Below are 15,285 nucleotides of genomic sequence, written 5' to 3' on the forward strand. Positions count from 1 at the left end.
GGCTCCCATCCGGCCCAGGCAGCCAACCAGCACTTCTGCCTACCACACCGCCCTCGCGGCTTGCTTGAGCCGGGTGCGAGGACGACTCGCACGCCCGGTTCTGAGGGGGCCCTGGTGCAGCAATGCACCAGGGCTACCCGACCGCCCACGCGCCAAGAACGCCGTGTTGGCGGCGACCAACATGCGTGAGGGACGGTTCTCGGACAGTATCGATCGGTTCTCTCCGCCCCGGCTACCCGATTGTTCGGCGGCACCCGGAACCCGTCAAGGGCGCCTTCGGCGTCGGCTTCGCCGATGGCGCAAGCACCACCCTTGACCGAACCCGGGTGCGAGTCGCCGATTCCTGGCAGCTATCCGGGGCGGTCGGAAAAGTGGGCGCAGACCTGCCAGAACACGGACAGGTAGCATGACCTCCACATGCGGCCTGACGGCTACGTTGACGGCAACAGCCGTGGACGATCATGGATGCCGATGGACGGATCTGGAGGTGAACACCCCCGCTGACCTGCGTTTCCGCAGGTAGGAAAAGCGGACCTGCACACGTACTACGTACTAGCCGGGGCCGCGCCGGTACTGGTCCACAACTGTGACGAGACCTTCGGGCCGAACTCCTACGACTGGGTGGATGAGGCGTCGGAAAGCCTCTTCTCTGCGGAGCTCGACAAGCATGGGACGTTCACCATGCTGGCCGGGATAACTGATGACAGTCCTGTCAAGGGAATCGATCTGGCAGGCAGGGCGCTCAGCCACTTTGGAAGTAGGGCCAAGCGGATCAACGGGAATCTCATTGCAAAAAATCGGGATACCTTTAACAGACTGACGGCTGCAGGCATGTCGCCAGAAGAGGCAATCCTTGAGACCTGGACCGGAAAAGTGGCGACCCGCAACGGATTTACTACGCTGGAATCGCTCAAACTTGTCGGGACACCCGGCAACTACACGAAGATCGAGCCGATATTCGTGAAGCCCTGAATCAGGCGAAAATGGGTTCTCCTGCTTGGTCCGTGGGTATGATCACTGGCTGTGGAGGCCGGTTCTGCTCGCGCCGGGTCTGGTGACCTCATGACAGCGCACGCCGTACCAGCGGCTAGGGTCCTGGCTTGTCCACGGCAAGGTCCCGGCTCAGAAGGTACGGCGTGCGCAAGTTCAACGTATGGAAGCGGTTGCTGAATGTCGGAGAGCCCGAAAATGTCACTTGACGAATGGGTCGCAGAGGTTCGTCTGATTTGGGAGCGTGGAGGGACGATTGTCGAGGTTGCCCGTTCTCTGCGAGAGTATGGGGAAAAGGGCGGCCGAAAGATCCCTGCTGCCAACGCCCTTCGGCGAGAGTGGAGATGGTCCATACCGCAGACGCTGGAGCTTCTCAGTTGGACCGAGGGCGGAGTTACTGATGACGAACTTCTTGCGGCAGTCCCCTTTGAGAAGGACTAAGAGCCGCGGGGCCCACACTGCGGCCCGCAGAGTGCATTCTCTGCTGAAGGGGCCCGGCGGAAAGGGCTCGCGGCGGCGGTCAGTCTTCTGTCGTCAGGCGTGCGCGCAGGAGTGCGAGGTCCTCCGCCGGCAGGCCGGCGTCCTGGAGGTACGCCTCCGCCCCCCGATACCGCTCGCGCAGATGGGCGAGCGTGGCGAGCATCGTGACCCCGGCGACAGCCGCCGTGACCAGGCCCGTGCTGCGCCGTCGGGCAGTCCGGCCAGATGGTCGGGTGTACCGCGTCGGAATACAGCCACGACGGCTCTGACCTGTGGTTTGACGGGGTCCGTTCCCACAAGCAGGATCGCGTCTTGTGCTTGTCCGCCTGCTCTATCTGATCGTGCTCCGGATGTTCGGCTGGCTGATGTTGCTGGGTCGCGGTCAAGCGTCGAAAGACGCGGAGATCATGGTGTTGCGTCACGAGGTGGCGGTACTGCGGCGTCAGGTCGGACGGCCGAAGCCGGACTGGGCTGATCGGGTCGTTCTCGCGGCGCTGGCCTGGTGGTTGCCAGCGGCGCTGCGCGATCATCGGCTGGTTCCTCCGGCAACGTTGCTGGCCTGGCATCGTCGCCTGTTGCGACGGGCCTGGACCTACCCGCATCGGCCCGGGCGTCCAGAGACGAGCCGGGAGATTCGGGATCTGATCATTCGCCTGGCGAGGGAGAACCCCACGTGGGGCCATCGGCGGGTGCATGGGGAGGTGGTACGGCTTGGCTTTCAGGTCAGCGAGGCAACGGTACGGCGCCCCGGCATCTCGACACTGCGCCTGCCGATAATTACATCCGCCCAGGTCATGGCCATATGGGCCTTCGCGCGGCGTGCGCGAGCTCCGACCACCAGGTGAAGAAGGACGTGCGGCATGATGATCGGCTGTGCTCCTTCGTCTGGCCTTCCTGACCATCACGAACGCCTTCGCCGCGTTGCGGTTGCTGCCCATGAGCGATCGGGACAAGGATGTCGAGATTCTCGTCCTGCGTCACCAGATCGCCGTCCTGCACCGGCAACTCGGAGACGACGCCAGGGTAAGATTCGCGCCCGAGGACCGGGCCTTTCTCGCCGCTCTCCTGACCCCGCTGCCCCGCGAGGTCCTACGCCGGCTGCAGCTCCTCGTCCGGCCGGACACCGTCCTGCGCTGGCACCGCGACCTGATGAAACGACGTCACGCCCGTACCTGTCGGCCGAAGCGACGTGGGCGCCCACCCACGGTCCGCTCCATCCGTGCCCTCATTCTGCGCCTGGTCCGGGAGAACCCCGGCTGGGGCTATCGGCGGGTCCACGGAGAACTCACCACGCTCGGCATCGAAATCGCACCGTCCACCGTATGGGAGATCCTCAAACAGGAAGGCTTCGATCCGGCGCCCGAGCGGGCATCCACCACCTGGGCCGACTTCCTGCGCTCGCAAGCCGACGCCCTACTGGCCGCCGACTTCATCGAGACCATCACCCTCAACGGGCAACGCCAGTACATCCTGGCCGTCATCGAGCACACCACCAGGCGCATCCGCGTGCTCGGCACCACCGCACACCCCAGCGCGAACTGGGTCACCCAGACGATAAAGAACCTGGTGATGGACCTGGACGATGCGGGCTGCAGGGCGCGCTATCTGCTTGAGATCGGGATGGGAAGTTCCCCGCCCTCATGGACGAGATCCTCGCCGAAGCCGGCATCAAGACCGTGCTCACCGGCATCCGGATGCCGCGCATGAACTCGATCATGGAGCGGTGGGTGCAGTCATGCCGCCGTGAACTCCTCGACCGCTGCCTCCTGTGGAACGAACACCACCTGCGGCACGCCCTTCGCGAGTACGAACGGTTCTACAACCAGCACCGAGCCCACCAAGCCCTGGGCCAAGCGGCTCCGCTACGTACCGTCCCCGATCCGATCACGGATCCCGAGCGAATCATCGACCTGAATGTACGCCGACGAGACCGGCTCGGCGGCGTCCTCCACGAATACTCGCACGCCGCTTGACCTGCACGGATGGAATTATCGGCAGGCACAGAGTTGGCTTGGACCAGGCTTGACCGCACATGGGACCAGCGCTGACCGGCGACGCGGCGCAGGCCTTCTGGCTTGATCTTCTGATGGTTATCTCTGGGGTCTGAACTGACGGTGACGGCATAAATGATCTACCGCGATACACGGTCCGTACACAAGAGCAACCATCGAGCAACCAACCATGATCAACAACGAGGTTGGAGGCCGGTGGAAACCGAGAAACCCCAGGTCGAACGCGGTGTTGGAGAGTAGGGCGGGTGGGACTTGAACCCACGACCCACGGATTATGAGTCCGATGCTCTGACCGGCTGAGCTACCGCCCCTGGATTGAGTTGTCCCCACATACGCCCAGCCCCCGGGATCACCCCCGAGTTTCCGCGCACGCTAAAGGCTAAAGCATGGGGCCCCCGCTTGCCGCCAGCCGCGTGGAAGACGCTCGCACATCATTCCACGCCCGGGGTGTAGATCGAGCGGGTGGGTCGTACGCTCTGCGCGTACGCGGGGAGAGGCTGGGTAGCGTCGGGAGATGCCCGTGAGACTGATCTTCGAGACGCATTCCGTCACCGTGGACAACGAGACCGGCATCGCCACCGGATGGCTGCCCGGCGAGTTGTCCCGTGCCGGCCGGAGGCAGGCGGCCGAGCTGGGCTCGCGGCGGCGGGACGTGGATGTCGTCTACTCGTCGGATCTGCGCCGGGCCGTGGAGACGGCGGAGATCGCCTTCGGGGACACCAAGGAGATCAGGCTCGACCAGCGGCTGAGGGAGTGCGACTACGGCATCTACAACGGGCGGCCGAGGAGCGAGGTGGCGATGCTGCGCAGGAGGCATGTCGACACTCCATGGCCGGGTGGTCAGAGTTACCGGGACGTGGTGGCCGGGACGGCGTCGTTCCTGGAGGACGTGATGAAGGGCTGGCAGGAGAGCACGGTGCTGGTCATCGCGCACTCGGCCAACCGGTGGGCGCTGCGCAACCTGCTCGACGGGGTCCCGCTGGAGGAGCAGGTCGACGCGCCGTTCGAGTGGCGGCCGGGCTGGGAGTACGTCCTGGTCTGATGGACCTGAAGGGCCTGAAAGGTGGCCGGGAGGCGGGGCGAATTCCCGCCTCCCGGCCACCGCTAAAGATCGATCACGGGTGGTTGAGACCCAGGGTGTAGGAGCCGGAGCCGCTGTAGGCGTGGACGCGGTAGCGGTAGTAGCCCGCCGTCCCGCTGTAGCTGATCGTCTCGTCGGGGTTGGGGGTGATGCCCTGGGCGACGACGCTCCAGGAGGAGCCGTTCCACTTCTGCAGGTACAGGTCGAAGTCCGTGCCGTTCGGGCCGTCCAGGCAGGCGGCGTGCGTGCCGGACGCCGTCGACTGGTAGTAGGAGCCGTTCGGCTGGTAGACGCTCTGGCCGGAGGTCAGCGAGCCGGTGTACGTCTCGTTGTAGCTCTGGCAGCCGGGCGGAGGCTCCGTGCCGCCGCTGGTGACCAGGGTGAGCCCGCCCGCCGAGAGGATCTCGCCCACCGGCTGGAAGTACGTGGTGCCGCCGACGGTGCAGTTGCCGGAGCCGCCGGAGGTCATGCCCTGTGCCTGGTCGCCGGAGATGAACGAGCCGCCGGAGTCGCCGCCCTCGGCGCACACGTTGGTCCGGGTGAGGCCGGAGACGGTGCCCTCGGGGTAGTTGACGGTGGAGTTGAGGGCCTGGACGGTGCCGCAGCGCCACTGGGTGGTGGAGCCGGAGCGGCAGATGGAGCCGCCGGGCTGGGTGACGGCGGAGCCGCGGACGGGCATGATGCCCGAGCCGTAGGCGTTCACCACGCCGGGGGCGGTCCAGTTGGAGTTGGTCGAGATCCAGGAGTAGTCGTTGCCGGGGAACGACGAGATCTGGAACGACCCCTGCGCGACCTGGTTGTAGCCCGAGGTGGCGTTGCCGACGTTGCCGCAGTGGCCGGCGCTGGTGAAGCCGAGCTGGGTGCCGCGCCTGGCCGCGAAGCCCACGGAGCAGCGGTAGCCGAGCGTCGTGTTGTAGTAGGCGTCGCCGCCGCGGATGTCGTAGAAGAGGCGTGGTCTCTCGGCCGACTGCTCGATCTTCACGGCCGCGGTGTCCACGCCGCTGGCGGCGACCCAGGCGCTGGCGGCCTCGGGGTCGGCGGTCCAGGTGATGACGGCGTTGTCCTGGGGTGAGATCGACCAGGCGTGCACCGAGGAGGGAGCGGCCGCGCGGTCCAGGCCGTCCTTGACGGCGGTGAGCTGCGCCATCGTACGGCTGACCGTCCTGGCCTGGGCGCCCGAGCGGGTGATGGCGTCCTTGTCGGCGGCGTCGACGCTGGCCACGACGAACACGCTCTCGGGGCCCTCGTACCAGGCGCCGGCGTAGTGGTCGCCGAGCTTCTTGCGCAGGCCGGGCGCGGCGAGGTTGCCGCGGGCCTCGTTGGCCAGGCGGTTGACGGCCTGTTCCTTGCTGATGCCGAGGTCGCGCTGGAGGGAGTCGATCATCCCTGACGGCGGCTTGGCGGCGACGGCCGGGGTGGCGGTCACGACTAACGCGCCGATCGCGATGGCGATCAGCGCAGGGGTTCGGAGCATCGTGGTCTCCTTGTGGCTGGGGGGTGCCGTCAACGTAACGGCGGCCGGAGGCCGCGAGGAGATACCACTTGACCCCTATCGCCGTGTTATGGGGTGGTGCCGAAGCCGGGATTCCGCACCAGCCAGTCCCGGTAGACGGGGCTTCGGCGTACCGACTCGGTGTGGGCTCGTTTGGCCTGGGAGACGACCCACGCCGCGTCGGAGGCGGAGGGATGGCGGCCGAGCAGGTGCCGCCAGCGCAGGGGAGCGCCCGCGAACGGCACCATCACCAGCCCCGGCGCGGGCTGGTGGGTGGCCTGGCAGAGCACCACGGCGCGGCCGACCTGCGCGAGGTGCGCGCAGGTCGCGACGTCGGTCTCGTAGATCGTTCCGGGGGTGAATCCGGCCCGCGCGCAGGCCATCGCGAAGCAGTCGGTGAAGCAGCCGTCGGTCGGCGTGACCGCCCACTGCTCGTCGGCCAGGTCGGCCAGCTCCAGCTCCTTCTCCTTCGCCCCCGGGTGGGTCTCGCCGACGAGCGCGAAGACGGGGTCGAGGCTGATCGTCTCCCAGAGCAGCGTGCCGGTGGGGGTGCCGCCGTCGCCACAGGCGTCGGTCAGCGCGTAGTCGAGGCGGCCCAGCTCGACCATCTCGGTGAGCTCATGGGCCGACCAGCTCGTGTACGTGGTGACCGGACGCTCCGCGGCGAGCCGGTGGACCAGGCCGCCGAGTATCGGGCCGTTGGTGGCGCCGATGCGGCAGCCGGGAGTGGGCGTGTGGGCGAATCGTACGGCCTCGTTCTGGAGTTCCTGGGCCGCGGGGAGGAGCACCCGGGCCCGGGCGAGCACCAGCTCACCGAGCCGGGTGGGCCTGGCGCCGTGCCGATCACGCTCGAACAGGGCGCCGCCGAGCACCCTCTCGATGCGCTTGAGCTGAGCGGTCAGGGCCGGCTGAGCCAGCCCGAGGAGGGACGCGGCCTTGCTCACACTTCCCGCGTCCGCGACCGCGCGGACGATCCTGAGGTGCCTGAGCTCGAGGTCCATCAGGTTTGCGCGGAGGGGGCCGCCTGCTTCGGGCGGCGGGGGATCCGCGCTCCCTCCCTTCGGGGCTTGTCGGTGGCTGTCGATATCGTGGTGATCTCGTTACCGAGCGTGGGAGGCGGGGTGCGCAGGTCGTTCAGGTTCCTGCCTTGTGCAAGGTTGAGCAGGCTGAAAGCGCCGGTCGAGAGCTGATCGCGGGGTGATCGACATCCTGAGGGCAGGGCGCGCCCGTCGTGAAGTTGCGGCCAGGGAGCGGAGGAGTCACAACGGGACGGTAAGGCGGGCGTCTCCTTCCGACAATGGTCTTATGTCAGGAAATATGACAGATATTGTCGAGGGCCTTATGGGGTAGGGGCTACCTCATGACGACGATGGGCATCGACCCCAGGGATCTCCCTGACGACGATCTGATGCGTGAGCTGCGACAACTGCATATAACGCGGACCGATACCCTGCTGCACGGCTCCGACGACGCGCTGGCGACGCACACCTTGCGGACGAACGAGCTCGAAGGCGAATACCTCCGCCGCTACCCCGAGCGTGACGTGGATCCCGGCAGGCTGAGGGAGGGAGCGAGGCAACGTTGATGACCGAGCAACACGACGTGCAGGCACTGTCCGACGTCGAGATCCACGTGTACGAGGCGCTCGCCTCCCTGGCCGTGGAGGGCCGCGGCGCCGGGATCGGCGAGCTGGTCCACTCGACCGGGCTGACCGAGGACGAGGTACGGCGCAGCGTGGCCAAGCTGATGGACGAGGGCCACGTGCTGCCCGCGGGAGACGGGTTCGGGCTCGGGCCGCACACCTTCGAGGTCGACTACTGACGGGGCAGGGCGCGCACGCCCGGCGCCAGGTCAGACCTCCAGTGCTTGGCGCCCCTGACCGTGCCGATCACGTACGCGCCGAGCAGCTTGGCCAGCTGGACGGTCAGGTGCCCGACGCCGCCCGTCAGCTCCGGTCGCACCCGACCCAGAGGACGAACGCGCCGCCGAAGACGGCCATGGCCAGGCCCGTCCACAGGTAGTCCCGCCGACCTCGAGTTGGTCAGCGGGATCAGCCGGGCGAGGATCACGAAGCACCGCAGCACCGCGTTCTAGATGGCAGGACCGGGGCCCGGAGGGGATTTCAGACTCCTGACGTACTGTCAAAGGGTGGATGTCGCAGACCTGACCCCCGCACAGGCGCGCAAGCGCTTCCGCGAGGGCGAGAGGGTGCCGACCGCGGGCTGGTGCAGGGGCTGGACGCAGGCCAATCTGATCGCCGTGCCCAAACAGCTCGGTTACGAGCTGCTGCTGTTCGCCCACCGCAACGTGCGTGCCTGCCCCTTGCTCGACGTGGGCGAGCCGGGAGCGTGGAGCACCGACCTGTTCGCCGGCGACCTGCGCACCGACCTGCCCGGCTACCGGCTCTACCGCGACGGGCGGGCGGTCGCCGACCTCGACGACGTGGTGGAGGAGTGGCGCGAGGACCTGGTGCCGTTCCTCATCGGCTGCAGCTTCACCTTCGAGCGGGCGCTGCTCGACGCGGGTGTCCCGGTCAGGCATCTGGAGCTGGGGACGAACGTGCCGATGTACCGGACGAACGTCCCGTGCGCGCCGACCACGACGCTGTCGGGGCCGCTCGTCGTGTCGATGCGGCCGGTTCCAGAGGCGCTGGTCGAGACCGCGATCGAGGTCAGCGGCCACTACCCGATGGTGCACGGCGCGCCCGTGCACATCGGCGACCCGGCCGCGCTCGGCATCGGCGACCTGGCCCGGCCCGACTACGGCGACCCCGTCGAGGTGCGGCCGGGGGAGGTGCCGCTGTTCTGGGCGTGCGGGGTGACGCCGCAGGCGGTGATCATGGCGAGCGGCGTCGAGTACGCGATCGGCCACCTGCCGGGGCACATGGCGATCCTCGACGCCCGCGACGAGCGATACCGGGTGAGTTAGATCAGACCCGCAGCCGTGAGCTGCTCCTCCAGCGGCGCCGCACCCCGCCGCCCGTCGATCTCCAGATGGGGTACGGCCGGCGGCTCGTCCACCCGGATCGCCTTCAGGAACGCCTCGAACGCCGCCAGCTTGCCCGAGTCCCGGTCGAAACCCCTGGCCGTCAGGCGCTCGCGCAGCGTCGGGCCGTCGGAGCGGACCCAGACCAGGTGGACCGGTGAGCCGCCCAGCTCCTCGACCCACCGCTCCCACCTGGCCACCGAGTGGACCTGGCCGGTGAACGGGCCGTCCAGCATGACCGGGCAGCCGTGCTCCCGGATCTGCCTGGCGGTCCGGGTGAGCCCGGTGTACTCGTGCCGTTTGACGTGCTCGTCGTACCAGGGGCCCTCGCGTTCGCCGGGCGACCGGCCGTAGCCCCGCAGCACCGCGGCCACGAAGTCGCCGTAGACGGTGTCCTTGTCGAGCAGGGCGGGCACCGGCAGGAGGCGGGCGAGCAGCGCGGCCGCGACCGTCGACTTGCCCGCGCCCGGCGGCCCGCTGATCACCCAGACAGCGCTCATGCGATCAGTCTGCCCGGCCTACGCGGATCCGCGTAGAAGGGCGCCGCACCTGGGCGGACGACTTCCGCCCGTCCCGCGGTCAGACTCGGGACCCATGCTGATCAGAGTGTTCCGGATGCCGGCCCTTCGCAGGAAGATCCTGTTCACGCTGGGCGTGCCGGCGCTGCGTGATGGTCGTCTTCGTGGAACAGAGCCAGCTACGCCAAGCGGACCTGACGAAGAGCGACCCGCACGTGGCCGGAAAGATCGCGCTTCAGCTACGGCGACCAGGACAAGGCAACGTAAACAGGCGCTTCAGCATCGGCGAGCAGCAAGGGCGACGGACCCGGCCCGTACTGCGGCGGCCAAGACACGGGAACCGAAAGCGGAAAGCGGAGGCGGGACCCGAGAACCCCGGACCCGGGTCGTAATCCGTCCCGCGACCCGCCAGAAACCGGAAGGACCGGCCAGCCCGGCACGCATCGCGAACACCAAGGCGCGATCCCTGACACGCAACTTGACCATGGCGGCTCAGGTGGGTGCGCACGGTGTCACGTCGTCGGTGACGGCCTGCGCCACGCGCGAGGTGGTGGCCGCGACGGTCGGTGCCGGATGGTGACCGCGGGCAGGCGGCCGGCGGAGGGCTGCCGACAGAGGCTCCGGACAGAGGCCGGGTCAGACGTCGACGCCGGTGAGCCAGCGCAGCGGGTTGTCGCGGGTGAGGACCCGGATCGTGTCCTCGCCGACCCCGACCTCCCGCAGGCGCGGCAGCAGGGAGTGGAAGACCTGCGCGTAGCCGGGCCCGCCGTACTTCTGCGTCTGCGCGACCCTGCTCAGCCCGGTGCCGAGCAGCAGGCGCTCGGCGTGGCCGTCCTCGATGAGGCCGAGCGCGATCCTGGCGGCCTGCTCCGAGCCGGTGCCGAGCGTGCTCAGGCTCACGTACGCGCCCGATTCGGCGATCTTCCGGGCGGCGGGCAGGTCGGTGCCGGTGTGCCGGACGCTGATCCGCGAGCCGGGCAGGCCCTGGGCGAGCAGGATCTCCAGCAGGCCCAGAGAGTCCTGGCCGTAGGTGGCGATCGGCAGCCGGGTGGCGTGGGAGGCGCGGGCGGCGGCGATCAGGGCGTTCTCCTCGGCGGGGGTGCACCGGGCGCCCCAGCAGCCGACCTCGCCGATCACGCCCGGGAACAGGCCGGTGCCGTCGATGCCGTCCGAGATGTCGGTCAGGAGCCGTCCGGTGAGCGTCTCCACGTCGGCGTGGCCGGTCCGCGTGAACGGCTCGGTGAACAGGCCCGTCGCGGCGATGACCGGCACGCGGCTGCCCGCGGCGATACGGGCCAGGACGTCAGGGTCCCGGCCCATGCCGATGCAGGTCAGGTCGACGATCAGGTTGAGCTGGTCGGACCGGCGCAGATCGCGGAGCTCCGTGATGACGGTGTCTTCCTCGTCGAGCCAGCGGTACGGGTCGGAGTCGATGCCGACCGCCCAGCGCATGTCGGTGCGCAGGTGCTCATGGGGAAGTACGGCACCGGTGATGGCGGCCGCGCGAATGGGGCCGGTGACGGTGCGAAGCATGACCTCGGGCATAGCAGACATTAACCGACGATTGCCGGAAGTCATTGGTTCGGGCGATAAATTTTACTCTTGACTGGTTTGTAGGTCTTGTCTTTCGTTTCGTCTACGTTCCCCTGCCTTCGTCGTATCCTGGGGAGCACACCGACCGTCCGGGGGGACAGTGCCGATCCAAGACTCCGAAGCCGGGGACGCCGATGTGGTCAAGGATGGGGCCGCACGTCGCTCAGGCATGCCCGCACGCCGTTCCGGGGTGCACGGCTGGCTGGACGGCATCAGGTCCAGCCGCACCGGCGCCCTCACGCTCAAGATCGTCATCGGGACGATCGGCGGGATCATGGTGGTCGGAGGGCTGATCATGGTGCCCTTCCCCGGTCCCGGATGGCTGGTCGTGTTCGCCGGGCTGGCCGTGCTGGCCACGGAGTTCCACTGGGCCCACCGGGTGCTCGAGTTCGGCAAGCGGGTGCTGCACGCCTGGACCGAGTGGTACAAGAGACAGGGCTGGACGATCCGGATCATCGTGCTGATCGTCACGGCGGCGACGGCCACGGCCATCGTCTACCTGGGCTGCAGGACGGTCGGGATCGACCTGCTGATGCTGGCCAACCGCTTCATCTGACCCATTCCATACCTGATCACTATTATCGTCGGCCTTTTCGCGTTCTCGCGCCTATTCTGCGGGCGTGCTCGTCCATATCGCCATCGCGCTGTCATTGACGCTGCTCGCTCCCGCCACCGCGGCGGACACGCTGCCGCTCCCGGGTGTGGGCGTCGGCTACGCCGAGAAGGCCGGCGATCCCGTACGGCTCAGCGCGTACGGCCTCGGCACCAGGAGCACCTACCTCAGGGCCAGGACCGGCGCCACGTTCACCAGGCAGCCAACCCTGTCGGAGGTCTCGGTCTCACCCGATGGGCGCACGGTCGCCGGAGTGCCCGGCAGCTACCGGGCCGGCTTCGACACGCTTCTGCTCACCGACCGGGCCACCGGCGCCACCAGGCGGGTCCGTACGGTCGCCAAGCCGCTGACCGCCTCCTACGCCTCGTGGACCCGCGATGGCAAGCAGGTCGCGCTGACCGTCGAGCAGAAGGTCGCCGGCACGTGGCGGGCGGCCGGATTCACCGTCGTGAACGTGACGGCGGGCACCGCCCGCACCGTGCGGCTGCCGGGCCTCGACCGCGACGCGAGCTTCTGGTGGAGCCCGGACGGCCACCTGATCGCGCGCCACGGCAGCGGCCTGCGCGCCTACCGCGCCACCGACGGCGCGGTGATCAGCACCCATCCCTCGATCGGCCTGCCGACCGGTCCGGAGGACTCCTACTCGCCGTCGGGCAGGCGGCTGGCCATGTGGTGCCCGTCCCGCTTCCGGGAAGGGCTGTGCCTGGTCGACCCGGCCACCGGCCGGATCGCGCGGAGGGTCGCCGTCCAGCCGGTCGCTCTGTTCGGCTGGTGGGACGAGGGCCACGTCATCGCGGTCATGGCCCACCGGAGCGACTATCGCCTGGTGGTGCTCGGCCTCAACGGCAAGGTGACGCGGGTGCTCGCCGGCATCCCGCGCCGGACGTGGACGGCGCGCCTCTGGCTGGGTTTCACCCGCGTCTGAACGTCACGGGTGGCCGTGTCCGAACGTCACAGGTAGAGGCCGGTGCCGTGGTCGGTCTCCTGCGTGGCCACCGCGTGCAGGTCGCGCTCCCGCATCACGAGGTAGACCTGCGCGTGCAGCTCCACCTCGAACTGGTCTTCGGGGTTGAGCAGCACCTTGTCGCCGACCTTGACCGAGCGCACGTTGGACCCGACGCCGCAGACCTCGCCCCAGGCCAGCCGGTTGGCCAGTTTGACCGTGGCGGGGATGACGATCCCGGAGCCGCTCCGCCGCTCCTCGGACGCCTGTTCCAGCCGGATCATGACCCTGTCGTGCAGCATCTGAATCTCGAACTTGGGCTCTAGCACGGGCCAAGTTTACGTTCCGTGAGAGGGTCCCGACGCTGGCGGTCCCGGATCGGCCCCGGTGCGAGGCTCTCGCGCCTACCAGAGGACGGCCTGATCGTGGCAGGATGACGAACATGATCATGGCCTTCGGGGATTCCGGCTGGGAGTGGCTGAACCCGCCTCGCCAATGGACCGCCGACGACGGGCTGAGCCTGTTCTGCGACCCGGGCACCGACCTGTGGCGCCGCACCCACTACGGCTACACCTACGACAGCGCCCACCTGTTCGGCCGCGCCGTCTCCGGTGACCACCGGCTCTCGGTCACCTTCGGCGGCGACTACGCCGAGCAGTACGACCAGGCGGGCGCGGTCCTGCGGATCGACGAAGGCACCTGGATCAAGGCGGGCGTGGAGTGGGTCGACGGCCGCTTCCACCTCAGCACCGTCGTCACCCGTGACTTCTCCGACTGGTCGGTGCTGCCCCTGGGACGGGCCGCCGACCAGGTCACGTTCGTCCTGGAACGTGCTGGTGACGCGGTGACCGTCCGCTACGGCCTCGACGGCGAGCCACCGGAGAGCATGCTGCGCCTGGCCTACTTCCCGCCGGGCCGGCCCGCCCTGGCCGGCGCCATGGCCGCCGCCCCCGTGGGCAAGGGCTTCGCCGTCCGCTTCACCGACATCAGCATCACACCGTCCTGAACTTCGGGCCGGACACCGGCACGTGGTCGATCGCCACGCCCGGCAGCGGTCCCCAGCCGCGCTGCGGCCAGGTGGCCGCGAGCCCTCTCCCGGCGGCGTCGGCCGCGTCGCGGTAGCCGGAGGCCGGCAGCCGGACCGGCAGGCTCACCCAGCGTCGCAACCCGCACCTCCCGCCATGTATCACCACGGATCGCCGTAAAGGTTCACACCATGAGATGGTGTGCACCATGCGCGACGTGGAAGCCCGGGTCCTCAACGCCATCGACGACTCCGACACCGTGAACCTGCTGGCGGAGACCGTCAGAGTGCCCAGCATCACCGGCACCGACGCCGAGTCGGAGCTCCAGCACACCTTCGCCCGCCTCCTCACCGAGGCCGGTCTGGACGTGGACGTCTGGAAGCTCGATCTCGACGAGCTCAGAGCCCGCGACGGCTTTCCCGGCACCGAGGCGCCCAGGGCCGAGGGCTACGGCGTGGTGGGCGTGAGCGAGGGCGAGGGCGTCCCGGCGCTGGCGCTGCAGGGCCACGTCGACGTCGTGCCCACCGGCGACCTGGCCAAGTGGGAGGGCAGCGACCCGTTCGCCGCCAGGATCACCGGCGACACGCTGCACGGCCGGGGCGCCTGCGACATGAAGGCCGGGCTGGTGGCCAACCTGGCCGTGATCCGCGCGATCAGGAAGGCCGGCGTGCGGCTGGCCAGGCCGCTGGCCCTGCACTGCGTGGTCAGCGAGGAGGACGGCGGGCTCGGCGCGTTCGCCACGCTCGCCAGGGGCCACACCGCGCAGGCGGCCGTCATCACCGAGCCGACCAGCGGCGCCGTCATCACGGCCAACGCGGGGGCGCTGACGTTCCGGCTGGAGATCTCCGGGCGGGCGGCGCACGGCGCCACCAGGTACGAGGGGGTCAACGCCATCGAGGTGTTCTGGCCCGTGTTCGAGGCGATCCGGCGGCTGGAGGCCGAGCGCAACCGTGACGTGCCGGCGATCTTCGCCGCCAACCCGCTGCCTTACCCCATCGAGGTCGGCACCGTCCGGGCGGGCGACTGGGCGAGCACCGTGCCCGACCTGCTCGTCGCCGAGGGGCGGCTGGGCGTCCGGCTGGACGAGGACCCGGCCGAGGCGCGGGCCGCGTTCGAGGAGGCGGTGCTCGGCTCCGCCGGTCCGTGGCTGCGGGCGCACCCGCCGGTCGTCACCTGGCCGGGCGGGCAGTTCGCCAGCGGGCGGCTGCCCGCGGCGCATCCGCTGCTGGGCGAGATCAACCGGGCGGTCGCCGACACCTCGGGCGGGTCGCCGCGGGAGGCTGCCGCGCCGTACGGGAGCGACCTGCGCCTCTACACGGCGGGCGGGATCCCGACCCTGCACTACGGGCCCGGGGACGTACGGTTCGCGCACGCCCCCAGGGAGCAGGTGGACCTGGCCGAGCTGCGCGAGGTCACGCGAGCGCTGGCAGTGCTCGCGGTGCGCCGTTGCGCGGCGCTCTGAACGGCTGAGCGCTCAGAAGGGCTCAGGCGAGAGACACAGGCAAGAGGCTCAGCCCAAAGGGCAAGAGGCTCAGGCGAGAGGCTCAGCCAAA

20 protein-coding genes and 1 tRNA gene are annotated in these 15,285 nt (G+C 69.0%); 12 read left to right on the forward strand and 9 right to left on the reverse strand.

Annotated features, from left to right (window positions below):
- The first annotated feature begins 621 nt into the window (after positions 1 to 621).
- Complete coding sequence (locus tag AB0C16_RS37835) at positions 622 to 972, forward strand: hypothetical protein (RefSeq protein ID WP_357690572.1); 351 nt, start codon at positions 622 to 624, stop codon at positions 970 to 972.
- A gap of 538 nt (positions 973 to 1,510) precedes the next feature.
- Here AB0C16_RS37835 and AB0C16_RS37840 read toward each other — a convergent pair.
- The gene (locus AB0C16_RS37840; RefSeq protein ID WP_357690626.1) at positions 1,511 to 1,720 is read right to left on the reverse strand and encodes a tyrosine-protein phosphatase; all 210 of its coding nucleotides are present in this window, start codon (positions 1,718 to 1,720) and stop codon (positions 1,511 to 1,513) included.
- Between the two features lie 64 nt (positions 1,721 to 1,784).
- Between AB0C16_RS37840 and AB0C16_RS37845 the strand changes: the two genes are divergently transcribed.
- The 3 genes from AB0C16_RS37845 to AB0C16_RS37855 are packed head-to-tail and all read left to right on the forward strand — an operon-like array spanning position 1,785 to position 3,443.
- Positions 1,785 to 2,315 (forward strand): hypothetical protein, encoded by a 531-nt coding sequence (locus AB0C16_RS37845; RefSeq protein ID WP_357690574.1) that lies wholly within the window; start codon positions 1,785 to 1,787, stop codon positions 2,313 to 2,315.
- Positions 2,316 to 2,343: 28 nt separating this feature from the next.
- A complete protein-coding gene (locus tag AB0C16_RS37850; protein WP_357690576.1) occupies positions 2,344 to 3,177 on the forward strand; it encodes a hypothetical protein in 834 nt (277 codons plus the stop codon).
- The gene (locus AB0C16_RS37855; protein WP_357690578.1) at positions 3,111 to 3,443 is read left to right on the forward strand and encodes an integrase core domain-containing protein; all 333 of its coding nucleotides are present in this window, start codon (positions 3,111 to 3,113) and stop codon (positions 3,441 to 3,443) included. The genes AB0C16_RS37850 and AB0C16_RS37855 overlap by 67 nt, the downstream gene beginning before the upstream one ends.
- A gap of 276 nt (positions 3,444 to 3,719) precedes the next feature.
- Here the strand turns inward: AB0C16_RS37855 and AB0C16_RS37860 are convergent.
- Positions 3,720 to 3,793 (reverse strand) — tRNA-Ile (locus tag AB0C16_RS37860).
- Positions 3,794 to 3,996: 203 nt separating this feature from the next.
- Here AB0C16_RS37860 and AB0C16_RS37865 point away from each other — a divergent pair.
- On the forward strand, positions 3,997 to 4,524 hold the full coding sequence (locus tag AB0C16_RS37865) for a histidine phosphatase family protein (protein ID WP_357690580.1): 528 nt from the start codon (positions 3,997 to 3,999) through the stop codon (positions 4,522 to 4,524).
- A 73-nt stretch (positions 4,525 to 4,597) separates the two neighbouring features.
- Here AB0C16_RS37865 and AB0C16_RS37870 read toward each other — a convergent pair whose 3' ends face one another.
- Both AB0C16_RS37870 and AB0C16_RS37875 read right to left on the reverse strand, forming a co-directional pair.
- Positions 4,598 to 6,037 (reverse strand): S1 family peptidase, encoded by a 1,440-nt coding sequence (locus AB0C16_RS37870; RefSeq protein ID WP_357690582.1) that lies wholly within the window; start codon positions 6,035 to 6,037, stop codon positions 4,598 to 4,600.
- Between the two features lie 86 nt (positions 6,038 to 6,123).
- Complete coding sequence (locus AB0C16_RS37875) at positions 6,124 to 7,056, reverse strand: LysR family transcriptional regulator (protein WP_357690584.1); 933 nt, start codon at positions 7,054 to 7,056, stop codon at positions 6,124 to 6,126.
- A 359-nt stretch (positions 7,057 to 7,415) separates the two neighbouring features.
- Between AB0C16_RS37875 and AB0C16_RS37880 the strand changes: the two genes are divergently transcribed.
- Both AB0C16_RS37880 and AB0C16_RS37885 read left to right on the forward strand, forming a co-directional pair.
- Complete coding sequence (locus AB0C16_RS37880; RefSeq protein WP_357690586.1) at positions 7,416 to 7,640, forward strand: DUF6158 family protein; 225 nt, start codon at positions 7,416 to 7,418, stop codon at positions 7,638 to 7,640.
- Positions 7,640 to 7,876: a hypothetical protein gene (locus tag AB0C16_RS37885; RefSeq protein WP_357690588.1), complete on the forward strand. Its 237-nt coding sequence runs from the start codon at positions 7,640 to 7,642 to the stop codon at positions 7,874 to 7,876. The genes AB0C16_RS37880 and AB0C16_RS37885 overlap by 1 nt, the downstream gene beginning before the upstream one ends.
- Here AB0C16_RS37885 and AB0C16_RS37890 read toward each other — a convergent pair.
- Complete coding sequence (locus tag AB0C16_RS37890) at positions 7,870 to 8,016, reverse strand: hypothetical protein (protein WP_357690590.1); 147 nt, start codon at positions 8,014 to 8,016, stop codon at positions 7,870 to 7,872. The genes AB0C16_RS37885 and AB0C16_RS37890 overlap by 7 nt on opposite strands.
- 187 nt (positions 8,017 to 8,203) lie before the next feature.
- Here AB0C16_RS37890 and AB0C16_RS37895 point away from each other — a divergent pair, with 187 nt between their 5' ends.
- Positions 8,204 to 8,983, forward strand: a complete 780-nt coding sequence (locus AB0C16_RS37895) for a putative hydro-lyase (protein WP_357690592.1) — start codon at positions 8,204 to 8,206, stop codon at positions 8,981 to 8,983.
- On the opposite strand, the gene AB0C16_RS37900 is transcribed toward AB0C16_RS37895, so the two are convergent.
- Complete coding sequence (locus AB0C16_RS37900) at positions 8,980 to 9,540, reverse strand: AAA family ATPase (RefSeq protein WP_357690594.1); 561 nt, start codon at positions 9,538 to 9,540, stop codon at positions 8,980 to 8,982. The genes AB0C16_RS37895 and AB0C16_RS37900 overlap by 4 nt on opposite strands.
- Positions 9,541 to 10,194: 654 nt before the next feature.
- A complete protein-coding gene (locus tag AB0C16_RS37905; protein ID WP_357690596.1) occupies positions 10,195 to 11,091 on the reverse strand; it encodes an aryldialkylphosphatase in 897 nt (298 codons plus the stop codon).
- A gap of 229 nt (positions 11,092 to 11,320) precedes the next feature.
- Between AB0C16_RS37905 and AB0C16_RS37910 the strand changes: the two genes are divergently transcribed.
- Positions 11,321 to 11,707, forward strand: coding sequence for a TIGR02611 family protein (locus AB0C16_RS37910; protein WP_357690598.1), 387 nt, complete (start codon positions 11,321 to 11,323; stop codon positions 11,705 to 11,707).
- Between the two features lie 64 nt (positions 11,708 to 11,771).
- Positions 11,772 to 12,689 (forward strand): hypothetical protein, encoded by a 918-nt coding sequence (locus AB0C16_RS37915; RefSeq protein ID WP_357690600.1) that lies wholly within the window; start codon positions 11,772 to 11,774, stop codon positions 12,687 to 12,689.
- A gap of 26 nt (positions 12,690 to 12,715) precedes the next feature.
- Here the strand turns inward: AB0C16_RS37915 and AB0C16_RS37920 are convergent, their stop codons facing one another.
- Positions 12,716 to 13,036 (reverse strand): co-chaperone GroES, encoded by a 321-nt coding sequence (locus AB0C16_RS37920; protein WP_357690601.1) that lies wholly within the window; start codon positions 13,034 to 13,036, stop codon positions 12,716 to 12,718.
- Between the two features lie 104 nt (positions 13,037 to 13,140).
- Here AB0C16_RS37920 and AB0C16_RS37925 point away from each other — a divergent pair, with 104 nt between their 5' ends.
- Positions 13,141 to 13,713: a DUF1349 domain-containing protein gene (locus AB0C16_RS37925; protein WP_357690603.1), complete on the forward strand. Its 573-nt coding sequence runs from the start codon at positions 13,141 to 13,143 to the stop codon at positions 13,711 to 13,713.
- Here the strand turns inward: AB0C16_RS37925 and AB0C16_RS37930 are convergent.
- Positions 13,700 to 13,873 carry a hypothetical protein gene (locus AB0C16_RS37930; RefSeq protein ID WP_357690605.1) on the reverse strand — a complete coding sequence of 58 codons (174 nt, stop codon included), beginning with the start codon at positions 13,871 to 13,873 and terminating at the stop codon, positions 13,700 to 13,702. The genes AB0C16_RS37925 and AB0C16_RS37930 overlap by 14 nt on opposite strands.
- 67 nt (positions 13,874 to 13,940) lie before the next feature.
- On the opposite strand from AB0C16_RS37930, the gene AB0C16_RS37935 reads away from it, so the two are divergent.
- Positions 13,941 to 15,194, forward strand: a complete 1,254-nt coding sequence (locus tag AB0C16_RS37935) for an ArgE/DapE family deacylase (RefSeq protein WP_357690607.1) — start codon at positions 13,941 to 13,943, stop codon at positions 15,192 to 15,194.
- Positions 15,195 to 15,285 lie beyond the last annotated feature (91 nt).

Source organism: Nonomuraea sp. NPDC048916, from assembly GCF_040649575.1.
Classification (GTDB): domain Bacteria; phylum Actinomycetota; class Actinomycetes; order Streptosporangiales; family Streptosporangiaceae; genus Nonomuraea.

What these genes read in the sequence shown, in the direction of transcription:
- AB0C16_RS37855 (WP_357690578.1), top strand. Translation starts at nt 3,111, where the DNA reads ATGGACGAGATCCTCGCCGAAGCCGGCATCAAGACCGTGCTCACCGGC.
- AB0C16_RS37910 (WP_357690598.1), top strand. Translation starts at nt 11,321, where the DNA reads ATGCCCGCACGCCGTTCCGGGGTGCACGGCTGGCTGGACGGCATCAGG.
- AB0C16_RS37880 (WP_357690586.1), top strand. Translation starts at nt 7,416, where the DNA reads ATGACGACGATGGGCATCGACCCCAGGGATCTCCCTGACGACGATCTG.
- AB0C16_RS37935 (WP_357690607.1), top strand. Translation starts at nt 13,941, where the DNA reads ATGCGCGACGTGGAAGCCCGGGTCCTCAACGCCATCGACGACTCCGAC.
- AB0C16_RS37900 (WP_357690594.1), bottom strand. Translation starts at nt 9,540, where the DNA reads ATGAGCGCTGTCTGGGTGATCAGCGGGCCGCCGGGCGCGGGCAAGTCG.
- AB0C16_RS37905 (WP_357690596.1), bottom strand. Translation starts at nt 11,091, where the DNA reads ATGCTTCGCACCGTCACCGGCCCCATTCGCGCGGCCGCCATCACCGGT.
- AB0C16_RS37925 (WP_357690603.1), top strand. Translation starts at nt 13,141, where the DNA reads ATGACGAACATGATCATGGCCTTCGGGGATTCCGGCTGGGAGTGGCTG.
- AB0C16_RS37875 (WP_357690584.1), bottom strand. Translation starts at nt 7,056, where the DNA reads ATGGACCTCGAGCTCAGGCACCTCAGGATCGTCCGCGCGGTCGCGGAC.
- AB0C16_RS37885 (WP_357690588.1), top strand. Translation starts at nt 7,640, where the DNA reads ATGACCGAGCAACACGACGTGCAGGCACTGTCCGACGTCGAGATCCAC.
- AB0C16_RS37865 (WP_357690580.1), top strand. Translation starts at nt 3,997, where the DNA reads ATGCCCGTGAGACTGATCTTCGAGACGCATTCCGTCACCGTGGACAAC.
- AB0C16_RS37870 (WP_357690582.1), bottom strand. Translation starts at nt 6,037, where the DNA reads ATGCTCCGAACCCCTGCGCTGATCGCCATCGCGATCGGCGCGTTAGTC.